Source organism: Streptomyces sp. NBC_01210 (genome assembly GCF_036010325.1).
Lineage (GTDB): Bacteria > Actinomycetota > Actinomycetes > Streptomycetales > Streptomycetaceae > Streptomyces.
In genome coordinates, this window is the sequence record NZ_CP108549.1 from 1,479,129 (window position 1) to 1,497,292 (window position 18,164).

The 18,164-nt window shown below is 66.7% G+C and carries 10 protein-coding genes and 2 rRNA genes; 6 read left to right on the top strand and 6 right to left on the bottom strand.

What is annotated here, in order from left to right; genetic code table 11:
• Positions 1-35 precede the first annotated feature (35 nt).
• A 23S ribosomal RNA gene (locus OG735_RS06565) occupies positions 36-3,159 on the bottom strand.
• Positions 3,160-3,456: 297 nt separating this feature from the next.
• A 16S ribosomal RNA gene (locus tag OG735_RS06570) occupies positions 3,457-4,982 on the bottom strand.
• The 16S and 23S rRNA genes sit together here, the layout of an rRNA operon.
• A gap of 591 nt (positions 4,983-5,573) precedes the next feature.
• Here OG735_RS06570 and OG735_RS06575 point away from each other — a divergent pair.
• The gene (locus OG735_RS06575) at positions 5,574-6,023 is read left to right on the top strand and encodes a PTS sugar transporter subunit IIA (protein ID WP_327322183.1); all 450 of its coding nucleotides are present in this window, start codon (positions 5,574-5,576) and stop codon (positions 6,021-6,023) included.
• Positions 6,024-6,101: 78 nt separating this feature from the next.
• Positions 6,102-7,772: a phosphoenolpyruvate--protein phosphotransferase gene (gene ptsP / locus OG735_RS06580; protein ID WP_327322184.1), complete on the top strand. Its 1,671-nt coding sequence runs from the start codon at positions 6,102-6,104 to the stop codon at positions 7,770-7,772.
• Positions 7,773-7,853: 81 nt separating this feature from the next.
• Here ptsP and OG735_RS06585 read toward each other — a convergent pair whose 3' ends face one another.
• Both OG735_RS06585 and OG735_RS06590 read right to left on the bottom strand, forming a co-directional pair.
• Positions 7,854-8,717: a hypothetical protein gene (locus OG735_RS06585; RefSeq protein ID WP_327322185.1), complete on the bottom strand. Its 864-nt coding sequence runs from the start codon at positions 8,715-8,717 to the stop codon at positions 7,854-7,856.
• 127 nt (positions 8,718-8,844) lie between these two features.
• On the bottom strand, positions 8,845-10,053 hold the full coding sequence (locus tag OG735_RS06590; RefSeq protein WP_327322186.1) for an MFS transporter: 1,209 nt from the start codon (positions 10,051-10,053) through the stop codon (positions 8,845-8,847).
• A gap of 112 nt (positions 10,054-10,165) precedes the next feature.
• Here OG735_RS06590 and OG735_RS06595 point away from each other — a divergent pair, with 112 nt between their 5' ends.
• Positions 10,166-11,485 carry an aminotransferase class I/II-fold pyridoxal phosphate-dependent enzyme gene (locus tag OG735_RS06595; protein WP_327322187.1) on the top strand — a complete coding sequence of 440 codons (1,320 nt, stop codon included), beginning with the start codon at positions 10,166-10,168 and terminating at the stop codon, positions 11,483-11,485.
• A gap of 260 nt (positions 11,486-11,745) precedes the next feature.
• Here the strand turns inward: OG735_RS06595 and OG735_RS06600 are convergent, their stop codons facing one another.
• Entirely contained in the window at positions 11,746-13,722 is a 1,977-nt protein-coding gene (locus tag OG735_RS06600; protein WP_327322188.1) for an acetoacetate--CoA ligase, read from the bottom strand.
• A gap of 217 nt (positions 13,723-13,939) precedes the next feature.
• Between OG735_RS06600 and OG735_RS06605 the strand changes: the two genes are divergently transcribed.
• Entirely contained in the window at positions 13,940-16,300 is a 2,361-nt protein-coding gene (locus OG735_RS06605) for a glycoside hydrolase family 31 protein (RefSeq protein ID WP_327322189.1), read from the top strand.
• A gap of 72 nt (positions 16,301-16,372) precedes the next feature.
• Here OG735_RS06605 and OG735_RS06610 read toward each other — a convergent pair whose 3' ends face one another.
• Complete coding sequence (locus tag OG735_RS06610; RefSeq protein ID WP_442812385.1) at positions 16,373-16,876, bottom strand: NUDIX domain-containing protein; 504 nt, start codon at positions 16,874-16,876, stop codon at positions 16,373-16,375.
• 60 nt (positions 16,877-16,936) lie between these two features.
• Here OG735_RS06610 and OG735_RS06615 point away from each other — a divergent pair, with 60 nt between their 5' ends.
• A complete protein-coding gene (locus OG735_RS06615; RefSeq protein ID WP_327322191.1) occupies positions 16,937-17,746 on the top strand; it encodes a M15 family metallopeptidase in 810 nt (269 codons plus the stop codon).
• Between the two features lie 31 nt (positions 17,747-17,777).
• Complete coding sequence (locus tag OG735_RS06620; protein WP_327322192.1) at positions 17,778-18,125, top strand: DUF962 domain-containing protein; 348 nt, start codon at positions 17,778-17,780, stop codon at positions 18,123-18,125.
• The last annotated feature ends 39 nt before the right edge of the window (positions 18,126-18,164 follow it).

The following is an 18,164-nucleotide window of genomic DNA, read 5'->3' on the forward strand; positions in this document are numbered from 1 at the left end:
TTGCTTCAGAACTAACACAGTGGACGCGAGCAACTGAGGACAAGCCCTCGGCCTATTAGTACCAGTCAGCTTCACCGGTTGCCCGGCTTCCACATCTGGCCTATCAACCCAGTCGTCTACTGGGAGCCTTAACCCCTCAAGGGGGTGGGAGTCCTCATCTCGAAGCAGGCTTCCCGCTTAGATGCTTTCAGCGGTTATCCTTTCCGAACGTAGCCAACCAGCCATGCCCTTGGCAGGACAACTGGCACACCAGAGGTTCGTCCGTCCCGGTCCTCTCGTACTAGGGACAGCCCTTCTCAAGACTCCTGCGCGCGCAGCGGATAGGGACCGAACTGTCTCACGACGTTCTAAACCCAGCTCGCGTACCGCTTTAATGGGCGAACAGCCCAACCCTTGGGACCGACTCCAGCCCCAGGATGCGACGAGCCGACATCGAGGTGCCAAACCATCCCGTCGATATGGACTCTTGGGGAAGATCAGCCTGTTATCCCCGGGGTACCTTTTATCCGTTGAGCGACGGCGCTTCCACAAGCCACCGCCGGATCACTAGTCCCGACTTTCGTCCCTGCTCGACCCGTCGGTCTCACAGTCAAGCTCCCTTGTGCACTTACACTCAACACCTGATTGCCAACCAGGCTGAGGGAACCTTTGGGCGCCTCCGTTACCCTTTGGGAGGCAACCGCCCCAGTTAAACTACCCATCAGACACTGTCCCTGATCCGGATCACGGACCCAGGTTAGACATCCAGCACGACCAGAGTGGTATTTCAACGATGACTCCCCCTGAACTGGCGTCCAGAGTTCACAGTCTCCCACCTATCCTACACAAGCCGAACCGAACACCAATATCAAACTGTAGTAAAGGTCCCGGGGTCTTTCCGTCCTGCTGCGCGAAACGAGCATCTTTACTCGTAGTGCAATTTCACCGGGCCTATGGTTGAGACAGTCGAGAAGTCGTTACGCCATTCGTGCAGGTCGGAACTTACCCGACAAGGAATTTCGCTACCTTAGGATGGTTATAGTTACCACCGCCGTTTACTGGCGCTTAAGTTCTCAGCTTCGCCACACCGAAATGTGACTAACCGGTCCCCTTAACGTTCCAGCACCGGGCAGGCGTCAGTCCGTATACATCGCCTTACGGCTTCGCACGGACCTGTGTTTTTAGTAAACAGTCGCTTCTCGCTGGTCTCTGCGGCCACCCCCAGCTCTGGCAGTAAATGCCGTCACCGGTGATGGCCCCCCTTCTCCCGAAGTTACGGGGGCATTTTGCCGAGTTCCTTAACCATAGTTCACCCGAACGCCTCGGTATTCTCTACCTGACCACCTGAGTCGGTTTAGGGTACGGGCCGCCATGAAACTCGCTAGAGGCTTTTCTCGACAGCATAGGATCATCCACTTCACCACAATCGGCTCGGCATCAGGTCTCAGCCTTAACGTGTGACGGATTTGCCTATCACACGGCCTACACCCTTACCCCGGGACAACCACCGCCCGGGCTGGACTACCTTCCTGCGTCACCCCATCGCTTACCTACTACCACCTTGGGCCGGCGGCTCCACCACTCCCCTCAACTCCGAAGAGATCAGGGCGGCTTCACGGCCTTAGCATTAATGGGCTCGATACTGGGCGTTTCAAAGCGGGTACCGGAATATCAACCGGTTGTCCATCGACTACGCCTGTCGGCCTCGCCTTAGGTCCCGACTTACCCTGGGCAGATCAGCTTGACCCAGGAACCCTTAGTCAATCGGCGCACACGTTTCTCACGTGTGTATCGCTACTCATGCCTGCATTCTCACTCGTGAACCGTCCACCACTCGCTTACGCGGCGGCTTCACCCGGCACACGACGCTCCCCTACCCATCACAGCGGGCGTTGGCCCTATTGCTGCAATGACACGACTTCGGCGGTACGCTTGAGCCCCGCTACATTGTCGGCGCGGAATCACTTGACCAGTGAGCTATTACGCACTCTTTCAAGGGTGGCTGCTTCTAAGCCAACCTCCTGGTTGTCTCTGCGACTCCACATCCTTTCCCACTTAGCGTACGCTTAGGGGCCTTAGTCGATGCTCTGGGCTGTTTCCCTCTCGACCATGGAGCTTATCCCCCACAGTCTCACTGCCGCGCTCTCACTTACCGGCATTCGGAGTTTGGCTAAGGTCAGTAACCCGGTAGGGCCCATCGCCTATCCAGTGCTCTACCTCCGGCAAGAAACACACGACGCTGCACCTAAATGCATTTCGGGGAGAACCAGCTATCACGGAGTTTGATTGGCCTTTCACCCCTAACCACAGGTCATCCCCCAGGTTTTCAACCCTGGTGGGTTCGGTCCTCCACGAAGTCTTACCTCCGCTTCAACCTGCCCATGGCTAGATCACTCCGCTTCGGGTCTTGAGCGCGCTACTGAATCGCCCTGTTCGGACTCGCTTTCGCTACGGCTTCCCCACACGGGTTAACCTCGCAACACACCGCAAACTCGCAGGCTCATTCTTCAAAAGGCACGCAGTCACGACTGCATGTGCAAGCACACACAGCGACGCTCCCACGGCTTGTAGGCACACGGTTTCAGGTACTATTTCACTCCGCTCCCGCGGTACTTTTCACCATTCCCTCACGGTACTATCCGCTATCGGTCACCAGGGAATATTTAGGCTTAGCGGGTGGTCCCGCCAGATTCACACGGGATTTCTCGGGCCCCGTGCTACTTGGGTGTCGCACAAGCAAGCCGCTGATGTTTCAGCTACGGGGGTCTTACCCTCTACGCCGGACCTTTCGCATGTCCTTCGCCTACATCAACGGTTTCTGACTCGCCCAACAGCCGGCAGACTGTTGAAGTGCGATCCCACAACCCCGTATGCGCAACCCCTGCCGGGTATCACACGCATACGGTTTAGCCTCATCCGGTTTCGCTCGCCACTACTCCCGGAATCACGGTTGTTTTCTCTTCCTGAGGGTACTGAGATGTTTCACTTCCCCTCGTTCCCTCCACACTGCCTATGTGTTCAGCAGTGGGTGACAGCCCATGACGACTGCCGGGTTTCCCCATTCGGAAACCCCCGGATCAAAGCCTGGTTGACGGCTCCCCGGGGACTATCGTGGCCTCCCACGTCCTTCATCGGTTCCTGGTGCCAAGGCATCCACCGTGCGCCCTTAAAAACTTGGCCACAGATGCTCGCGTCCACTGTGCAGTTCTCAAACAACGACCAGCCACCCACCACCCCGCTCTCACGAGCGAGTTCACTGGGGCCGGCATCGCGAAGGGCGAGCTCACGCTCGCACCCTCAGATACCCAACAGCGCGCCCGGCACGACCCACCAACTCTCACGTTCCACGCCGAAGCAGTACTAGTGAAGCCAGCAAACCGTGCCGAATAGTCAACGTTCCACCCATGAGCTGACCACCGTCGGACATTTGCCGACGTAGTGGCTCTGGATTCCTTGCGGAATCTAGATGCTCCTTAGAAAGGAGGTGATCCAGCCGCACCTTCCGGTACGGCTACCTTGTTACGACTTCGTCCCAATCGCCAGTCCCACCTTCGACAGCTCCCTCCCACAAGGGGTTGGGCCACCGGCTTCGGGTGTTACCGACTTTCGTGACGTGACGGGCGGTGTGTACAAGGCCCGGGAACGTATTCACCGCAGCAATGCTGATCTGCGATTACTAGCAACTCCGACTTCATGGGGTCGAGTTGCAGACCCCAATCCGAACTGAGACCGGCTTTTTGAGATTCGCTCCGCCTCGCGGCATCGCAGCTCATTGTACCGGCCATTGTAGCACGTGTGCAGCCCAAGACATAAGGGGCATGATGACTTGACGTCGTCCCCACCTTCCTCCGAGTTGACCCCGGCAGTCTCCTGTGAGTCCCCATCACCCCGAAGGGCATGCTGGCAACACAGAACAAGGGTTGCGCTCGTTGCGGGACTTAACCCAACATCTCACGACACGAGCTGACGACAGCCATGCACCACCTGTATACCGACCACAAGGGGGGCACCATCTCTGATGCTTTCCGGTATATGTCAAGCCTTGGTAAGGTTCTTCGCGTTGCGTCGAATTAAGCCACATGCTCCGCTGCTTGTGCGGGCCCCCGTCAATTCCTTTGAGTTTTAGCCTTGCGGCCGTACTCCCCAGGCGGGGAACTTAATGCGTTAGCTGCGGCACCGACGACGTGGAATGTCGCCAACACCTAGTTCCCAACGTTTACGGCGTGGACTACCAGGGTATCTAATCCTGTTCGCTCCCCACGCTTTCGCTCCTCAGCGTCAGTAATGGCCCAGAGATCCGCCTTCGCCACCGGTGTTCCTCCTGATATCTGCGCATTTCACCGCTACACCAGGAATTCCGATCTCCCCTACCACACTCTAGCTAGCCCGTATCGAATGCAGACCCGGGGTTAAGCCCCGGGCTTTCACATCCGACGTGACAAGCCGCCTACGAGCTCTTTACGCCCAATAATTCCGGACAACGCTTGCGCCCTACGTATTACCGCGGCTGCTGGCACGTAGTTAGCCGGCGCTTCTTCTGCAGGTACCGTCACTTTCGCTTCTTCCCTGCTGAAAGAGGTTTACAACCCGAAGGCCGTCATCCCTCACGCGGCGTCGCTGCATCAGGCTTTCGCCCATTGTGCAATATTCCCCACTGCTGCCTCCCGTAGGAGTCTGGGCCGTGTCTCAGTCCCAGTGTGGCCGGTCGCCCTCTCAGGCCGGCTACCCGTCGTCGCCTTGGTAGGCCATCACCCCACCAACAAGCTGATAGGCCGCGGGCTCATCCTTCACCGCCGGAGCTTTCAACCCCTCCCCATGCAGGGAGGAGTGTTATCCGGTATTAGACCCCGTTTCCAGGGCTTGTCCCAGAGTGAAGGGCAGATTGCCCACGTGTTACTCACCCGTTCGCCACTAATCCACCCCGAAGGGCTTCATCGTTCGACTTGCATGTGTTAAGCACGCCGCCAGCGTTCGTCCTGAGCCAGGATCAAACTCTCCATGAATGTCTTCCCGACTGTGCTTAATTAAAAGCGCGGGATCAACACCACTTAGAGCGGAACAGCCGGTCGGAATAAGACCGACTGTTCACAGCGTCCTCGCTGTGTCATTGCCTGCCACTGCAGAGCAGCAGCAGGACTTTCAAAGGAACCTCGAACCTGCCGAAACAGGCCGGGGTATCAACATATCTGGCGTTGACTTTTGGCACGCTGTTGAGTTCTCAAGGAACGGACGCTTCCTTCAGACCCTTTTCATGGGGTCCTCCGGGCGCTTCCCTTCGGTGTTTCCAAACTCTATCAGGCTCTTTCGCTCTTCCTGACCACCGCCCTGCGGACATGCAGAGGTTTAGACCAGTTAGAATCTCGGCTTGATAGCTGCTGCCGACCCCCGACTCAACGTCGCGTTGGGGTCAGGCAGGGGTTCGACACTACCGGTCGCCGGGAGACGAGGCAAATCGTTTCCGGTGCGCACCTAGGTCCGCCAACTGGTAGCTCTCACGCGGAACTAGGACTTCTTGTGACTTACCCTTCTGAACAGTGCGTCGTCCAGGACAGGCAGTGACGACGCCGTACGAATCTCCGCCCCTGGGAGGCTCCATGACCACAGTGACGTCCCCTCTTGCTGGACGTGCCATCGGACTCGCGGCTGTGCCTGACCCGGTGTTCTCCGGTGCGATGGTCGGCCCCGGTACTGCTATTGACCCCGTGCGTGAGCCGTCGGAGGTCGTCGCCCCCGTTGACGGCGTCATCATCTCCCTGCACCCGCACGCCTTCGTCGTCGTCGACGATCAGGGTCACGGAGTGCTGACGCACCTCGGCATCGACACTGTTCAGCTCAACGGCCAGGGCTTCGAGCTGCTCGTCAACAAGGGCGACACTGTTCAGCGCGGACAGTCCGTGGTGCGCTGGGACCCGTCGGCCGTCGAGGCTGCCGGGAAGTCCGCCATCTGTCCGATCGTGGCGCTCGAGGCCACGGCCGACTCCCTCTCCGACGTCCGCGAGGACGGCGACGTGAAGGCCGGCGACACCCTCTTCGGCTGGCAGTGACGCCGACGCCGCGGTGGCGGCGTCAGTTGGACATCCATCGCGACGGCAGCTGCCGTCGCTCAATCGGAGACGGGTGAAATGCAGACAACGCTGCGAGGCGTCGGCGTGAGCCACGGTGTGGCGATCGGCGAGGTTCGGCACATGGGCACGGCGGTCCTGGAACCGCCGGCCAAGCAGATTCCGGCGGAGGACGCGGAGCGCGAACAGGGGCGCGCTCGCAAGGCCGTGGAAGCTGTGGCCGCCGACCTGATTGCTCGGGGCAATCTGGCAGGTGGCGAGGCGCAGGCTGTGCTCGAGGCGCAGGCCATGATGGCGCAGGACCCGGAGCTCATGGCAGACGTGGATCGGCGCATCGCCGTCGGCAGCACTGCCGAGCGCGCGGTGTACGACGCGCTCGCCGCGTACCGCGCGCTGCTGGCGGGTGCTGGTGAGTACCTGGCCGGACGGGTCGCGGACCTCGATGACGTACGGAACCGGATCGTCGCTCGGCTGCTCGGCGTGCCGATGCCGGGTGTGCCGGACAGCGACGAGCCGTATGTACTGATCGCGCGGGATCTCGCGCCGGCGGACACCGCGCTGCTCGACCCGGCGTTGGTGCTCGGGTTCGTGACCGAAGAGGGCGGACCGACGAGTCACAGCGCCATTCTGGCGCGGGCGCTCGGAGTTCCCGCCGTGGTGGCGCTGCCGGGCGCCTGTGAGCTGGCCGAGGGCACGTTGATCGCGGTCGACGGCAGCACGGGCGAGATCTTCGTCGAGCCGAGCGACGAGAAGCGCGCCGAGATGGAGCGGGCCGCGGCGGAGCGGAAGGCCGCCCTTGCCGCTACCAGCGGGCCGGGGGCGACATCGGACGGGCACAAGGTGCCGCTGCTGGCCAATGTCGTCGGACCCGCCGATGTGCCGGCCGCAGTGGAGGCCGGTGCCGAGGGTGTCGGGTTGTTCCGTACGGAGTTCCTCTTCCTCGACGACAGCAAGCAGGCGCCGTCCGAGGAGAAGCAGGTCGAGGCGTACCGCAAGGTGCTCGAGGCATTCCCCGAGGGCCGGGTGGTCGTGCGCGTACTGGACGCCGGTGCGGACAAGCCGCTCGACTTCCTGACTCCGGCCGACGAGCCGAACCCGGCGTTGGGTGTGCGCGGGCTGCGCAGTCTGCTGGACCACCCGGAGGTTCTGCGGACGCAGCTGACGGCGCTGGCCAAGGCCGCCGAGGGGCTGCCGGTGTACCTCGAGGTGATGGCGCCGATGGTGGCCGATCGCACGGACGCCAAGGCGTTCGCGGACGCGTGCCGCGAGGCCGGGCTGCGGGCGAAGTTCGGTGCGATGGTGGAGATTCCGTCCGCCGCGCTGCGGGCGCGTTCGATCCTGCAGGAGGTCGAGTTCCTTTCGCTGGGGACCAATGACCTCGCGCAGTACACCTTCGCCGCCGACCGTCAGGTGGGTGCGGTGTCACGGCTGCAGGATCCGTGGCAGCCGGCGCTGCTGGATCTGGTGGCGCTGTCGGCCGAGGCCGCGAAGGCCGAGGGCAAGAGCTGTGGTGTGTGTGGTGAAGCCGCCTCCGATCCGCTGCTCGCGTGTGTGCTCACCGGTCTCGGTGTGACCTCGCTGTCCATGGGTGCGGCGTCGATTCCGTATGTGCGGGCGACGCTGGCGAAGTACACGCTCGCCCAGTGCGAGCGGGCTGCCGCCGCGGCCCGTGCCACGGACACCGCCGAGGAGGCCCGCGTGGCCGCCCGGGCGGTGCTCTCCGGCGAGTAGTCGGTGGATCAGTAGGCAGGTTTCAGCAGACGGATGCCGAAGGGGCTTCCTGCCGGGGACGGCAGGGAGCCCCTTGCGCGTTCAGTGATGGTTCCCCGGGTCGTCGGTGGTGATGTCGAAGCCCGCGCAGTACTCCACCCCGGGCTCCGGGGACAGTGGTTCGCCGGTGGTGGCGTCGGTGCAGTAGGCGCTGAAGACCTCGCCGGCGGTGAGCGGGAGGAGTCGGCCCTGGTGGAGCCGCCAGCCGTGGAGGTGGTCCGGGGCACCGGGCGCACTTGTACGAAGGACTACTCCGCCAGGGCTCTCGAGGGCGATGCCTGCCGCGAGGACGGTGACGAACTCCGCGCCCTCGGAGGCGTCCAGGTGGGCGGGGGCCGCTGTGGCTCCTTCGGCGTGCAGGACGGCGAGGAGTTGTTCGTTGGGAGCGGGGACGCTGCAGACGAGGTGGTGTGTGCCGGGTCCGGCCTCCTCGAGCAGTCGCATCAGGATGCGGGAGGCCCGGTCGAAGGCGGCCCGGCCGATGTCCTGGCCACAGTCGGCGCACTCTCCGAGGTCGGCGAGGAGCATCGTGGCGTACTCCCAAGTGGCCTGGCGGACTGCCTTGTTGATGAGCTGGGGCAGCAGGCTGTCGAGGGGCTGGCCGGTGTACGGGACGGTGGCGCCGCGGCCGGCGATTTCCGCGGTGTAGCGGGAGCGGCTCATGGCCGCGTCGGGATCGAGGCCCGCTTCCGCGCAGTACTCCGTGAAGTCCTCGGGGTCGAAGAGGGCGACGGTGGTGTGCAGTTGCCGGGAGGCGAGGGTTCTGAGCAGGTCGTCGACCTGCCGGAGGTAGCTCGCGTGGTCGTCGAAGGTGAAGGTGCGGTAGCGGCGCATCGCGGTGAAGTCCTGCTCGTCGGCCAGCAGGCCTACGGTGCCGGGGACTTCGCGGCGCAGGGTGCGCCGCATGGATGCGTTGTTCCTGGACCGCTGATGTGTGGACCGCGTTGACCGCTTGGGCCGCCTGGACTGCCTGGACTGCCTGGACTGCTTGGACTGCTTGATGTTCGCCATCTCTCCCCCTGAGCACTGTTGACTACTGGTGACTCACCGTAACTGGCGGCACTGACAATGCGGGGTCGGGCAGGTGGTTCCGTACGAGCCGGCTCTGGGCGAAGCAGGTGGCCACCAGTCCGGCACCCAGCAGTGCCCAGCCTGCGGGGCCTGCCGCGATGGCTCCGGTGACGATCAGCGGGCCGGCGCTGCGCTGGGCCGATGCGGCCACTCCGTGCACTCCGAGGTAGGCGCCCTGTGCCTCGTCGGGGGCGAGAGCGACGGAGAGTTCCCAGGAGATGGTGGCGTGGAGGATCTCCGCCAGCGTGAGTGCGGCGGCGGCGATCACAAGTGCGGTGATCGCGAGCCAGCGGCTGTCCGCCACGGACACACTCATGGCAAGGGTGCCGGCCGCGAAGGCGACCGCGAGCGGTCCGAGCAGCCGCCGGGCGGCCTGTGTGGTGGCGCCGAATCGGGCGAGGGGGATCTGGAGGGCCACCACCATCACGTTGTTCAGGACGAGCAGCAGTGGGGCCAGGCCGTGCGGGGCTTCGGTGGCGTGCACGATCCAGAGCGGCAGCCCGACCATGAAGACCGCGTCGTCGAGGAAGAGCACCGCTTCACTGGCCACGTAGAGGAGATAGGTGCGGTCGCGCCAGGGGTTGGCGGGCTTTGCGGCGGCGGTCGTGTTGCCGGATCCCGTGACGACGCGCGACGGGGCGGGGGGCTCGCCGCAGCGCAGGGTCAGGAGGGCGGCGCACAGGGAGGTGAGCGCGTTGCCCACGAGGAGTGACTGGTACGCGGCGGTGGTGCCGATGCCGAGGGCGGCCGCAGCGGCAAGGCCGCCGATGGCGAAGCCGGTGTTGCCGACGGTGCGGTTCACGGCCTGGTAGCGGACGCGCTCGGAGCCGGCGATGCGGGCGGCGTAGAGCTTGGTGAGGACGTTGGCCGCGCGGTCGCCGAGACTGCCGAAGGCTGCGATGACCAGCAGCAGTGCGAAGTGGCCGGTGGTGAGCAGGGCGAGGCCCGCGGTGGCGCGCAGGAGTTGGGCGGCGATGAGGACGCGGGTGATGGGCAGCCGGTCGGCGATACGGCCTGCGATCGGCGCGCCGGCGATGCCGATACCGGCGGAGACCGAGATGAGGAGACCCACCTCAGCGATGGACAGGCCGGTGACGTAGGTGAAGTAGAGCGCCTGTGTGGCGGTCCAGAGGCCGTTGCCCGTCTTGTCGACCAGGGTGATGCCAAGCATGCGACGACCGTCGCGGCCTCCTGGGATGCGGTCTTTGAGTGCGGCCCGGCGGTGGAGCAGGCTCACCGGTTCCCCCTTGACGTGAGTTATGTATTGATACATAGTTAGTTACGTGGCAGCACAATATTCGATCGAGGGTACGACCGCCAAGGGGATTGCCGCGTCCGTCGAACGGGCCGTGGCGGACGGGGGTTTGGGGCCCGGGGACGCCCTGCCGCCTGTCCGGCGGCTCGCCGACGATCTCGGGGTCAGTGCCGGGACGGTCGCGACGGCGTACAAGGAGCTCCGTCGACGCGGCGTCGTGGTGACGCGCGGACGGGGCGGGACGGTGGTCGCCGCGGCGCCGGCAGTGGCTTCCCGGCGGCCGCCGAAGGTGCCCGAGGGGCTGCGGGATCTGGCCGGCGGGCACCCCGATCCGGCCTTCCTGCCGGACCTGATGCCGCCCGCGCGCCTCTCCCCCGGGGCCCGTTCGCACCGTTCGGCCCCCAGGCTGCCGGAGCTGGAGCACGCGGTCCGGGCCTGGATCGGCGACGAAGGGGTGCCGGTCGAGGACATCACCTTCGCGCACGGGGCGCTCGACTGTGTGGCGCGGCTGCTCTCCACCGAGCTGCGGCCGGGCGATGCGGTGGCGATGGAGGATCCGGGCTACCACCATCTGCTCGATCTGCTACAGGCGTTGGGGCTGCGGTCGGTGGCGGTGGCGGTGGATGACGAGGGCATGCGGCCGGAGGCGCTGGACGCGGCGCTGCGGGCGGGGGCACGGGCCGTCGTATCCAGTCCGCGGGCACAGAATCCGTACGGTGGCTGCTTCTCGGCCGGGCGGCGCGACGCGCTCGTGGACGTACTGCGGGACTCGCCCAAGGTACTGGTGATCGAGAACGACCACGCCTCGGACATCTCGGGCGCGCCGCTCAACTCTCTTACCGCGGGAGACCTTTCACGCTGGGCGCATGTCCGGACCGTCACCAAGTATCTGGGGACTGATCTGCGGTGGGCCGCGGCCGCCTGCGATCCGACGACGCTGGCGCGGCACGACGGCCGGCTGCTGCTGACATCCGGCTGGATCAGTCATCTGCTGCAGCGGACCGTGCTCGGGCTGATGACCGATCGGGACACGATGACACAGGTGGGACGGGCGCGGACGGCCTACGGGGAGCGGCGAGCGGCCCTGGTGGCCGCGCTGGACTCACATGGTGTCGACGCACATGGTGTGAGCGGTATGAATGTGTGGGTGCCGGTGCGCGACGAGTCCGCAGTCGTCAACGGGCTGCGGTCCAGGGGCTGGTGGGTCGCGGCAGGGGCGAGGTTCCGGATCGCCTCGGGGCCGGGCGTAAGGATCACGACGGCGGAGCTGGAGCCGGCGGAGGCGGGGAGGCTGGCCTCGGACTTCGCGGCGGTGCTGGGTGAGTCCGAGGCCACGTACGGGGGGTAGTGCGGTTTTCTGCCGGGGCCGTCCGGCTGCCGTTTTGTCCTCAATCGCCGGACGGGCTTGGATTCCGGCACCCCCGCCTCGGAAGCCGGGCGGGCTGGTTTCCGGCCCCGCGCCCCGGAGACCGGACGGGCTGGATTCCGGCCCCCGCGCCCCGGAGACCGGACGGGCTGGATTCCGGCCCCCCCGCCCCGGAAACCGGACGGGCTGGATTCCGGCCCCCCCGCCCCGGAAACCGGACGGGCTTGATCTGGGGCTCGTTGCTAGCCGCGTTTGCGGGCGATGTCTTCGTAGAATCGCAGCAGTTCGAGATTGTCTACCGAGCCGGGGTTGACCGCCTTCGCCAGTTCTGTGCCCTGCAGGAGGCGCTTCACCGGCACCTCGATGCGCTTGCCGGTGAGGGTGTGCGGGACGCCGGGGACCTCGATGATGTCGTCCGGGACATGCCGCGGGGAGAGCTGTTCGCGGATCGTCTGCTTGATGCGCGCCCGCAGGCCGTCGTCGAGGGTGGCGCCTTCGGCGAGGTGGACGAAGAGCGGCATCCAGTAGCCGCCGTCCGGTTCCTCCAGGCCGATGACCAGCGACTCGCGGATCTCCGGGAGGCGTTCGACGGCTTCGTAGATGTCGGCCGAGCCCATCCTGACACCCTGACGGTTCAGCGTCGAGTCCGAGCGGCCGTGGATGACGACGGAGCCCCGGTCGGTGATGGTGATCCAGTCGCCGTGCCGCCAGGCGCCGGGGAACATCTCGAAGTAGCTCTCGCGGTAGCGGCTGCCGTCGGGATCGTTCCAGAACCGGATCGGCATGGACGGCATGGGATTGGTGACGATCAGTTCGCCGACCTCGCCGATGAGCGGCTTGCCCTGAGGGTCCCAGGACTGGAGGTCGGTGCCGAGACAGGCGGCCTGGAGTTCGCCGATGTGCACGGGCAGCGTGGGCACGGCGCCGGCGAAGCAGCTGCACACGTCCGTGCCACCGCTGACCGAGGCGATCCACAGGTCCTCGGCCACCTCGTCATGCAGCCAGCGGAAGCCGTCGGGCGGGAGCGGGGAGCCGGTGGTGGCGACGCATTTGATACGGGAGAGGTCGTGGTCGCGCGCAGGGTGGACGTCCGCCTTGCGGCAGGCCATCACGTATGCGGCGGAGGTGCCGAAGAGGGTGGCCCGGGTGCGCTCGGCGATGCGCCACTGTGCGCCGGTGTCGGGATAGCCGGGGCTGCCGTCGTACAGGACCACCGTGGTGCCGGTGAGCAGGCCGGAGACGAGGAAGTTCCACATCATCCAGCCGGTGGAGGTGTACCAGAAGAAGCGGTCCTCGGGGCCGAGGTCGCAGTGCAGGCCGAGCTGCTTGAAGTGCTCCAGCAGGATGCCGCCCTGCGACTGGACGATGGCCTTCGGCAGGCCCGTCGTGCCGGAGGAGTACAGCACCCAGAGCGGGTGGTCGAAGGGGACCTGTTCGAAGACGGGTTCAGCATCACCGGCGGTGACCGCGGACCAGTCGTGGGCGCCTTCGGGGGCTTCGGTGCCGAGCAGCGGGATGTGGATCACGGCGCGCAGGGTGGGCAGTTCGCGGCGCAGCTCGGCGACGGCCTCGGTGCGGTCGTGTGCCTTGCCGCCGTAGCGGTAGCCGTCGACGGTGAACAGGACGACGGGCTCGACCTGCTGGAAGCGGTCGAGGACGCTGCGGGCGCCGAAGTCGGGCGCGCAGGAGGTCCAGACCGCGCCGACGGCCGCGGTGGCGAGCAGGGCGGTGACCGCCTGCGGGATGTTCGGGAGGTAGCCGCTGACGCGGTCTCCGGGGCGTACGCCGAGGGCACGCAGTTCGGCGGCGAGCGCCCCGACCTGGCGGCGCAGCTCCGACCAGCTGATCGGCGTCGGCTCATGTGTTTCGTCCACATGCAGCAGCGCCGCGTCATGGGAGCGGGCCGGGTCCTCGGCGGTGCGCAGCGCATGCTCCGCGTAGTTGAGGGTGGCACCCGGGAACCACTGGGCGCCGGGCATGGCGGGATCGGCGAGGACACGCTCGTACGGAGTGGAGAACCGGACATCGAACCAGTCGGCGACCGCCCGCCAGAAGGTCTCGAGCTCGTCGACGGACCAGCGGTGCAGCGCCGCGTAGCCGCCCTCGGCCGGGGCTCCGTGGCGCTCGGCGGCCCAGGTCTGGAAACGGGTGATCCGGGCGGCTGCGATGCGGTCGGGGTCCGGCTGCCAGAGAGGGGCAGGGTTCGCTGCTGAGGTCATGGTGCGGCTCCCGGGTGGCTCTACGCGGTGTCTGCGTGTGTCACGCGCACGAGCGGGGTGTGCGCGTGACGCGGCTGACAGGGACGATGCCATGTGATCGTCATTCGCACCAGGGCTCACCACCCATGGTCGGACGAGGGTATATGTGCTCTGACCACGGGTGAACGGGAGTTGAACAAACCCCACGTACGCCCCGCCGGATGGCAGGGTGAGCTGCATGGACGGTCGTGGGCTGGTGCGCTCGGTGAAGATCTTCGGAACGGTGCGGGGGCTGCGCGCGGCACGCTCGGCATGGCGACAACGACGGACCGACGCCCGGGGGCTGCCCGCCCGGGGAGCGGAACGGGCCAGGGTGCCCGGACAGGTGAGCGGCGCCGAGCCGCTGCCCGGTGGCGGGATCATACGGTTCGCCCGTTCGGAGCTGCGCATCCGGGTCGCGGCCGGTGGGGCGGTCTTCTGGGGCTGGGACGGCGCGGAGCCCGAGCCGTCGTACGCGCTCGACGGCACGCCTCCCGAGCCGGATCCGCGCGCCGTGCTGGAACCCGACAAGGACGGCGGCTGGCGCGTGGTGTCGGAGCGGGTGACGGTCGAGGTCTCCCGGCACGGCGCCGTCGAGATCCGGACGCCCGGCGGTGTCGTACTGCGCCGGGATCTGCCGCCGCGCTGGTGGGAGCCGGTGCAGGGCGGTCCGGCGCGGTGGGTGCAGCGGACCGAAGTGCCTGCGGACGCGCGTTTCTTCGGGCTCGGCGGCCGGGCGTCCGGACCGCGGCTGCGCGACGGCACGTACCGGCTGTGGAACACCGACCCCAGGGGGAGCTTCGGTCCCGACGACGATCCGCTGTACATCACCATGCCGGTGCAGCTGGTGGTCGCCGACGCGGGTACCCATCTCGCCTTCCACGACAACTCCTGGGAGGGCCGGGTCACCCTGCGGGAGGGCGAGGAGGGCGCGGGCTCCGGGCACGACCGGCCGGGCACCAGTGAGGTGCGGATGGGCGGCGGGCCCTTGCGCTGCTGGGTGGTGGTGGGCACGCCCGCGCGCGTACTGGCCGGCTGGACGCAGCTGACGGGCGCGCCCGCGCTACCGCCGTCCTGGGCGCTGGGCCCGCAGCATGCGCGGTGGGGTTTCGGCAGCGAGCAGGAGGTGCGCCGGATCGTCGCCGGCTACCGGGAGCGGGAACTTCCGCTGTCCGCGGTCCATCTCGATATCGACCACTACGACGCGCATCAGGTCTTCACCGTCGACCGGGAACGTTTTCCCGATCTGCCGGCGATGGCCGGGGAGCTGCGCGAGGACGGGGTCCGGCTGGTCTCCATCGTCGATCCGGCGGTGAAGGCGGAAGCCGGGAACGCGGTGTACGACGGCGGGAAAACGGCGGGAGCCTTCGTGCGGGACGCACGGGGCAAGGAGGTGCGGGGCGTCGTCTGGCCCGGCGACTGTGTCTATCCGGACTTCACCGATCCGGCGGTCCGCCGGTGGTGGGGAGAGCTGTACGAGGAGCGGCTGGCGCAGGGGTTCTCCGGAGTGTGGCACGACATGAACGAACCGGTGTCCTTCACGCCGTTCGGCGATATGACGCTGCCGCGCTCCGCCCGGCACGCACTGGAGGGGCGTGGGGGCGACCACCGGGAGGCCCACAATGTGTACGGCCTCGCGATGGCGCGCGCCGGGTACGAGGGGCTGCGGCAGCTGCGCCCGCAGGAGCGGCCTTTCCTCTTCTCGCGCTCCGGCTGGGCGGGTATGCAGCGGTACGGAGGCACCTGGTCAGGAGATGTGTCCACCGGCTGGCCCGGGCTGCGCGCCTCGCTCTCCCTGGTGCTGGGGCTCGGGCTGTGCGGAGTCCCGTACTCCGGTCCGGATGTGGGCGGCTTCGACGGCAGTCCGTCGCCAGAGCTGTATCTGCGCTGGTTCCAGCTGGGGGCGCAACTGCCGTTGTTCCGTACGCATGCGGCGATCGACGCGGGACGCAGGGAGCCTTGGGAGTTCGGCCCGCAGGTGCTCGCCGGTGCGAAGGCGGCGCTCGCCGAACGGGAGCGGCTGCGCCCCTACTTCGTCACGCTGGCGCACCTGGCGAGGCGGACCGGGGCGCCGTATGCGCGGCCGCTGTGGTGGGCGTCTCCGGAGGACCGGGGGCTGCGCGACTGTGAGGACGCCTTTCTGCTCGGCGACGCGCTGCTCGTGGCGCCGGTGCTGGAGCGCGGGACGGACCGGCGGGCGGTGCGGCTGCCGCGCGGCCGGTGGTACGACACGGCGACCGGGCAGGCGTACGACGGGCCGGGGCAGGTGCTGGTGGACGCGCCTCTGTCGCGTATCCCGGTGCTGGCGCGGGGTGGTGCGGTGATCCCGGTACGGGGCGCGGACGGCGGGATGGAGCTGGACGTATGGGCGCCGGCCGAGGGGCGCAAGGGCGGCGGTCTGGTGGTCCCGGACTTGGGTGACGGCTGGGAGCAGGCGGAGGTGGAGCGGTATACGACGCGGCTGGTGGACGGTCGGGTCGTGGTGCAGCAGATCAAGGGGGACGGGTCCGCTCCGCCTCGGTGGCGGGTGAGGGTGCGCGGGCTGGGTGGTCAGCCGTAAGGGCATGCGGCTTCCGATCCGCACCCACAGGCGGCTTTCGATCCGCACCCACAGGCGGCTTCCGGTCCGCACTCAGCCGTAGTGGCCTGCGAACCAGTTCCGTACGGCAATGGTGTGCAGCGGGAACGCCAGCTCGGCGGGGCCGCGCAGCAGATGCCAGCCGTACGTCTCGTCCGTGGGCGCCGGGTCGGGGAGGTCCGCCGCGGTACGTTCCGGCAGCAGGCCGAAGAGGAGGAGATGGCCGTCCGGCGAGCTCAGCGCGTCGGCGAGCCGGACGTCCGCGCGCGCAGCCTCGATGCCGGTTTCCTCCCTCAGCTCCCGTACGACCGCCTGCTGCCAGTCCTCGCCGTGGTCGATGAAGCCGCCGGGCAGGGCGATGCCGCCGCGCTGGGGTTCGATGGTGCGGGTGATGACGACGAGTCCGGTGCCGTCGGCGTCATGGGCCGGAAGCAGCGCGATGGCGACGGGCAGCGGATTGCGGTACGCGGTCTCGCCGCAGGCCGGGCAGGTACGGGGCCAGCCGACGACCGGGCCGTACGGCGCTCCGCAGTTGCCGCAGTGGGAGTCCTTGGGCACGCGCGGACTGTATCCGATCACCCTTTCCCGCCGGGCCGGGAAGTGGTAAACGGTGGGCGCATGACTGGACTTGCTTCCGCGTTCCGCGCCCTCGGGGCGACGGCCGCCGCGCTCCTCGCCATCACCGCGGGCACCACCCCCATGGCGCAGGCCCATCCTGAACCGAAAGCTCCGAAGGAGTTCGTGGCGCTGCGTACCGTGGACCCGACGATCATCCAGGAGATGCGTTACAAGACCGTGCACAACTTCGTGGGCGAGCCGGTGGACGGCTACCGCCAGCCGCTCTGCATCGTCACCCGGCCCACCGCGCAGGCGTTGCACCGGGCGCAGTCGAAGCTGCTGCGGCAGGGCTACTCACTCAAGGTGTACGACTGCTACCGGCCCCAGCGGGCCGTCGACCACTTCGTGCGGTGGGCGAAGGACCTCGAGGACGAGGCGATGAAAAAGGAGTTCTATCCTCAAGTCGACAAGTCGCGGCTGTTCGAGGACGGTTACATTGCGGAGAAGTCGGGGCACAGCCGGGGCAGCACGGTCGATCTCACCATCGTGAAGCTGCCGGCCCTGCCCACCAGGCCCTACGTCCCCGGCGAGCGTCTCGTCCCGTGCTACTCGCCGAAGTCGGAGCGTTTCCCGGATAATTCCGTCGATATGGGGACCGGCTTCGACTGCTTCGACACGTTGTCGCACACCGATGACTCCAGGATTCAGGGCAAGCAGCGCGCCAACCGGCAGTTGCTGAAGAGCACCCTGAGCGCGGTCGGCTTTGTGAACCTTCCCGAGGAGTGGTGGCACTTCACCTTCAAGCCGGAGCCCTTCCCCGACACCTTCTTCGACTTCCCCGTGGCGTGGCGATCGGTCGCCGGGCACTGACGGTTCTCCGCCGAGGGATTACGGTGCCGATATGGCGCAGCAGACGTTTGATTCGTACGAGGAGTTCTGGCCCTACTACGTCGCGATGCATTCCAGGTCCGCGACCCGCTGGGTCCATCTGACCGGCACGCTGACCGGCCTCGCGGTGAGCGCGTACGGGCTGGCGCGCGGGCGGAAGCGATATGCGGCCGCCCTGCCGCTGATCGGTTACGGGACGGCCTGGCCGGCCCATTTCTTCATCGAGAAGAACAACCCCGCCACCTTCGGGCATCCCGCCTGGTCGCTGCGGGGCGACGTGCAGATGATCCGGATGATGCTGGCGGGCCGGGACGGCGAACTGGCCGAGATCGCCGCCAAGTGGCTCGCCGAGAACCGCTGACCGTGGCACACTTCTGACGTTTCGTCAGATTGCGGTGCC

Bases quoted from the DNA above. Each gene is read 5' to 3' on its own strand.
- OG735_RS06575 (WP_327322183.1), top strand. From the start codon at position 5,574: ATGACCACAGTGACGTCCCCTCTTGCTGGACGTGCCATCGGACTCGCG.
- ptsP (WP_327322184.1), top strand. From the start codon at position 6,102: ATGCAGACAACGCTGCGAGGCGTCGGCGTGAGCCACGGTGTGGCGATC.
- OG735_RS06585 (WP_327322185.1), bottom strand. From the start codon at position 8,717: ATGCGGCGCACCCTGCGCCGCGAAGTCCCCGGCACCGTAGGCCTGCTG.
- OG735_RS06590 (WP_327322186.1), bottom strand. From the start codon at position 10,053: ATGCTTGGCATCACCCTGGTCGACAAGACGGGCAACGGCCTCTGGACC.
- OG735_RS06600 (WP_327322188.1), bottom strand. From the start codon at position 13,722: ATGACCTCAGCAGCGAACCCTGCCCCTCTCTGGCAGCCGGACCCCGAC.
- OG735_RS06605 (WP_327322189.1), top strand. From the start codon at position 13,940: ATGGACGGTCGTGGGCTGGTGCGCTCGGTGAAGATCTTCGGAACGGTG.
- OG735_RS06615 (WP_327322191.1), top strand. From the start codon at position 16,937: ATGACTGGACTTGCTTCCGCGTTCCGCGCCCTCGGGGCGACGGCCGCC.
- OG735_RS06620 (WP_327322192.1), top strand. From the start codon at position 17,778: ATGGCGCAGCAGACGTTTGATTCGTACGAGGAGTTCTGGCCCTACTAC.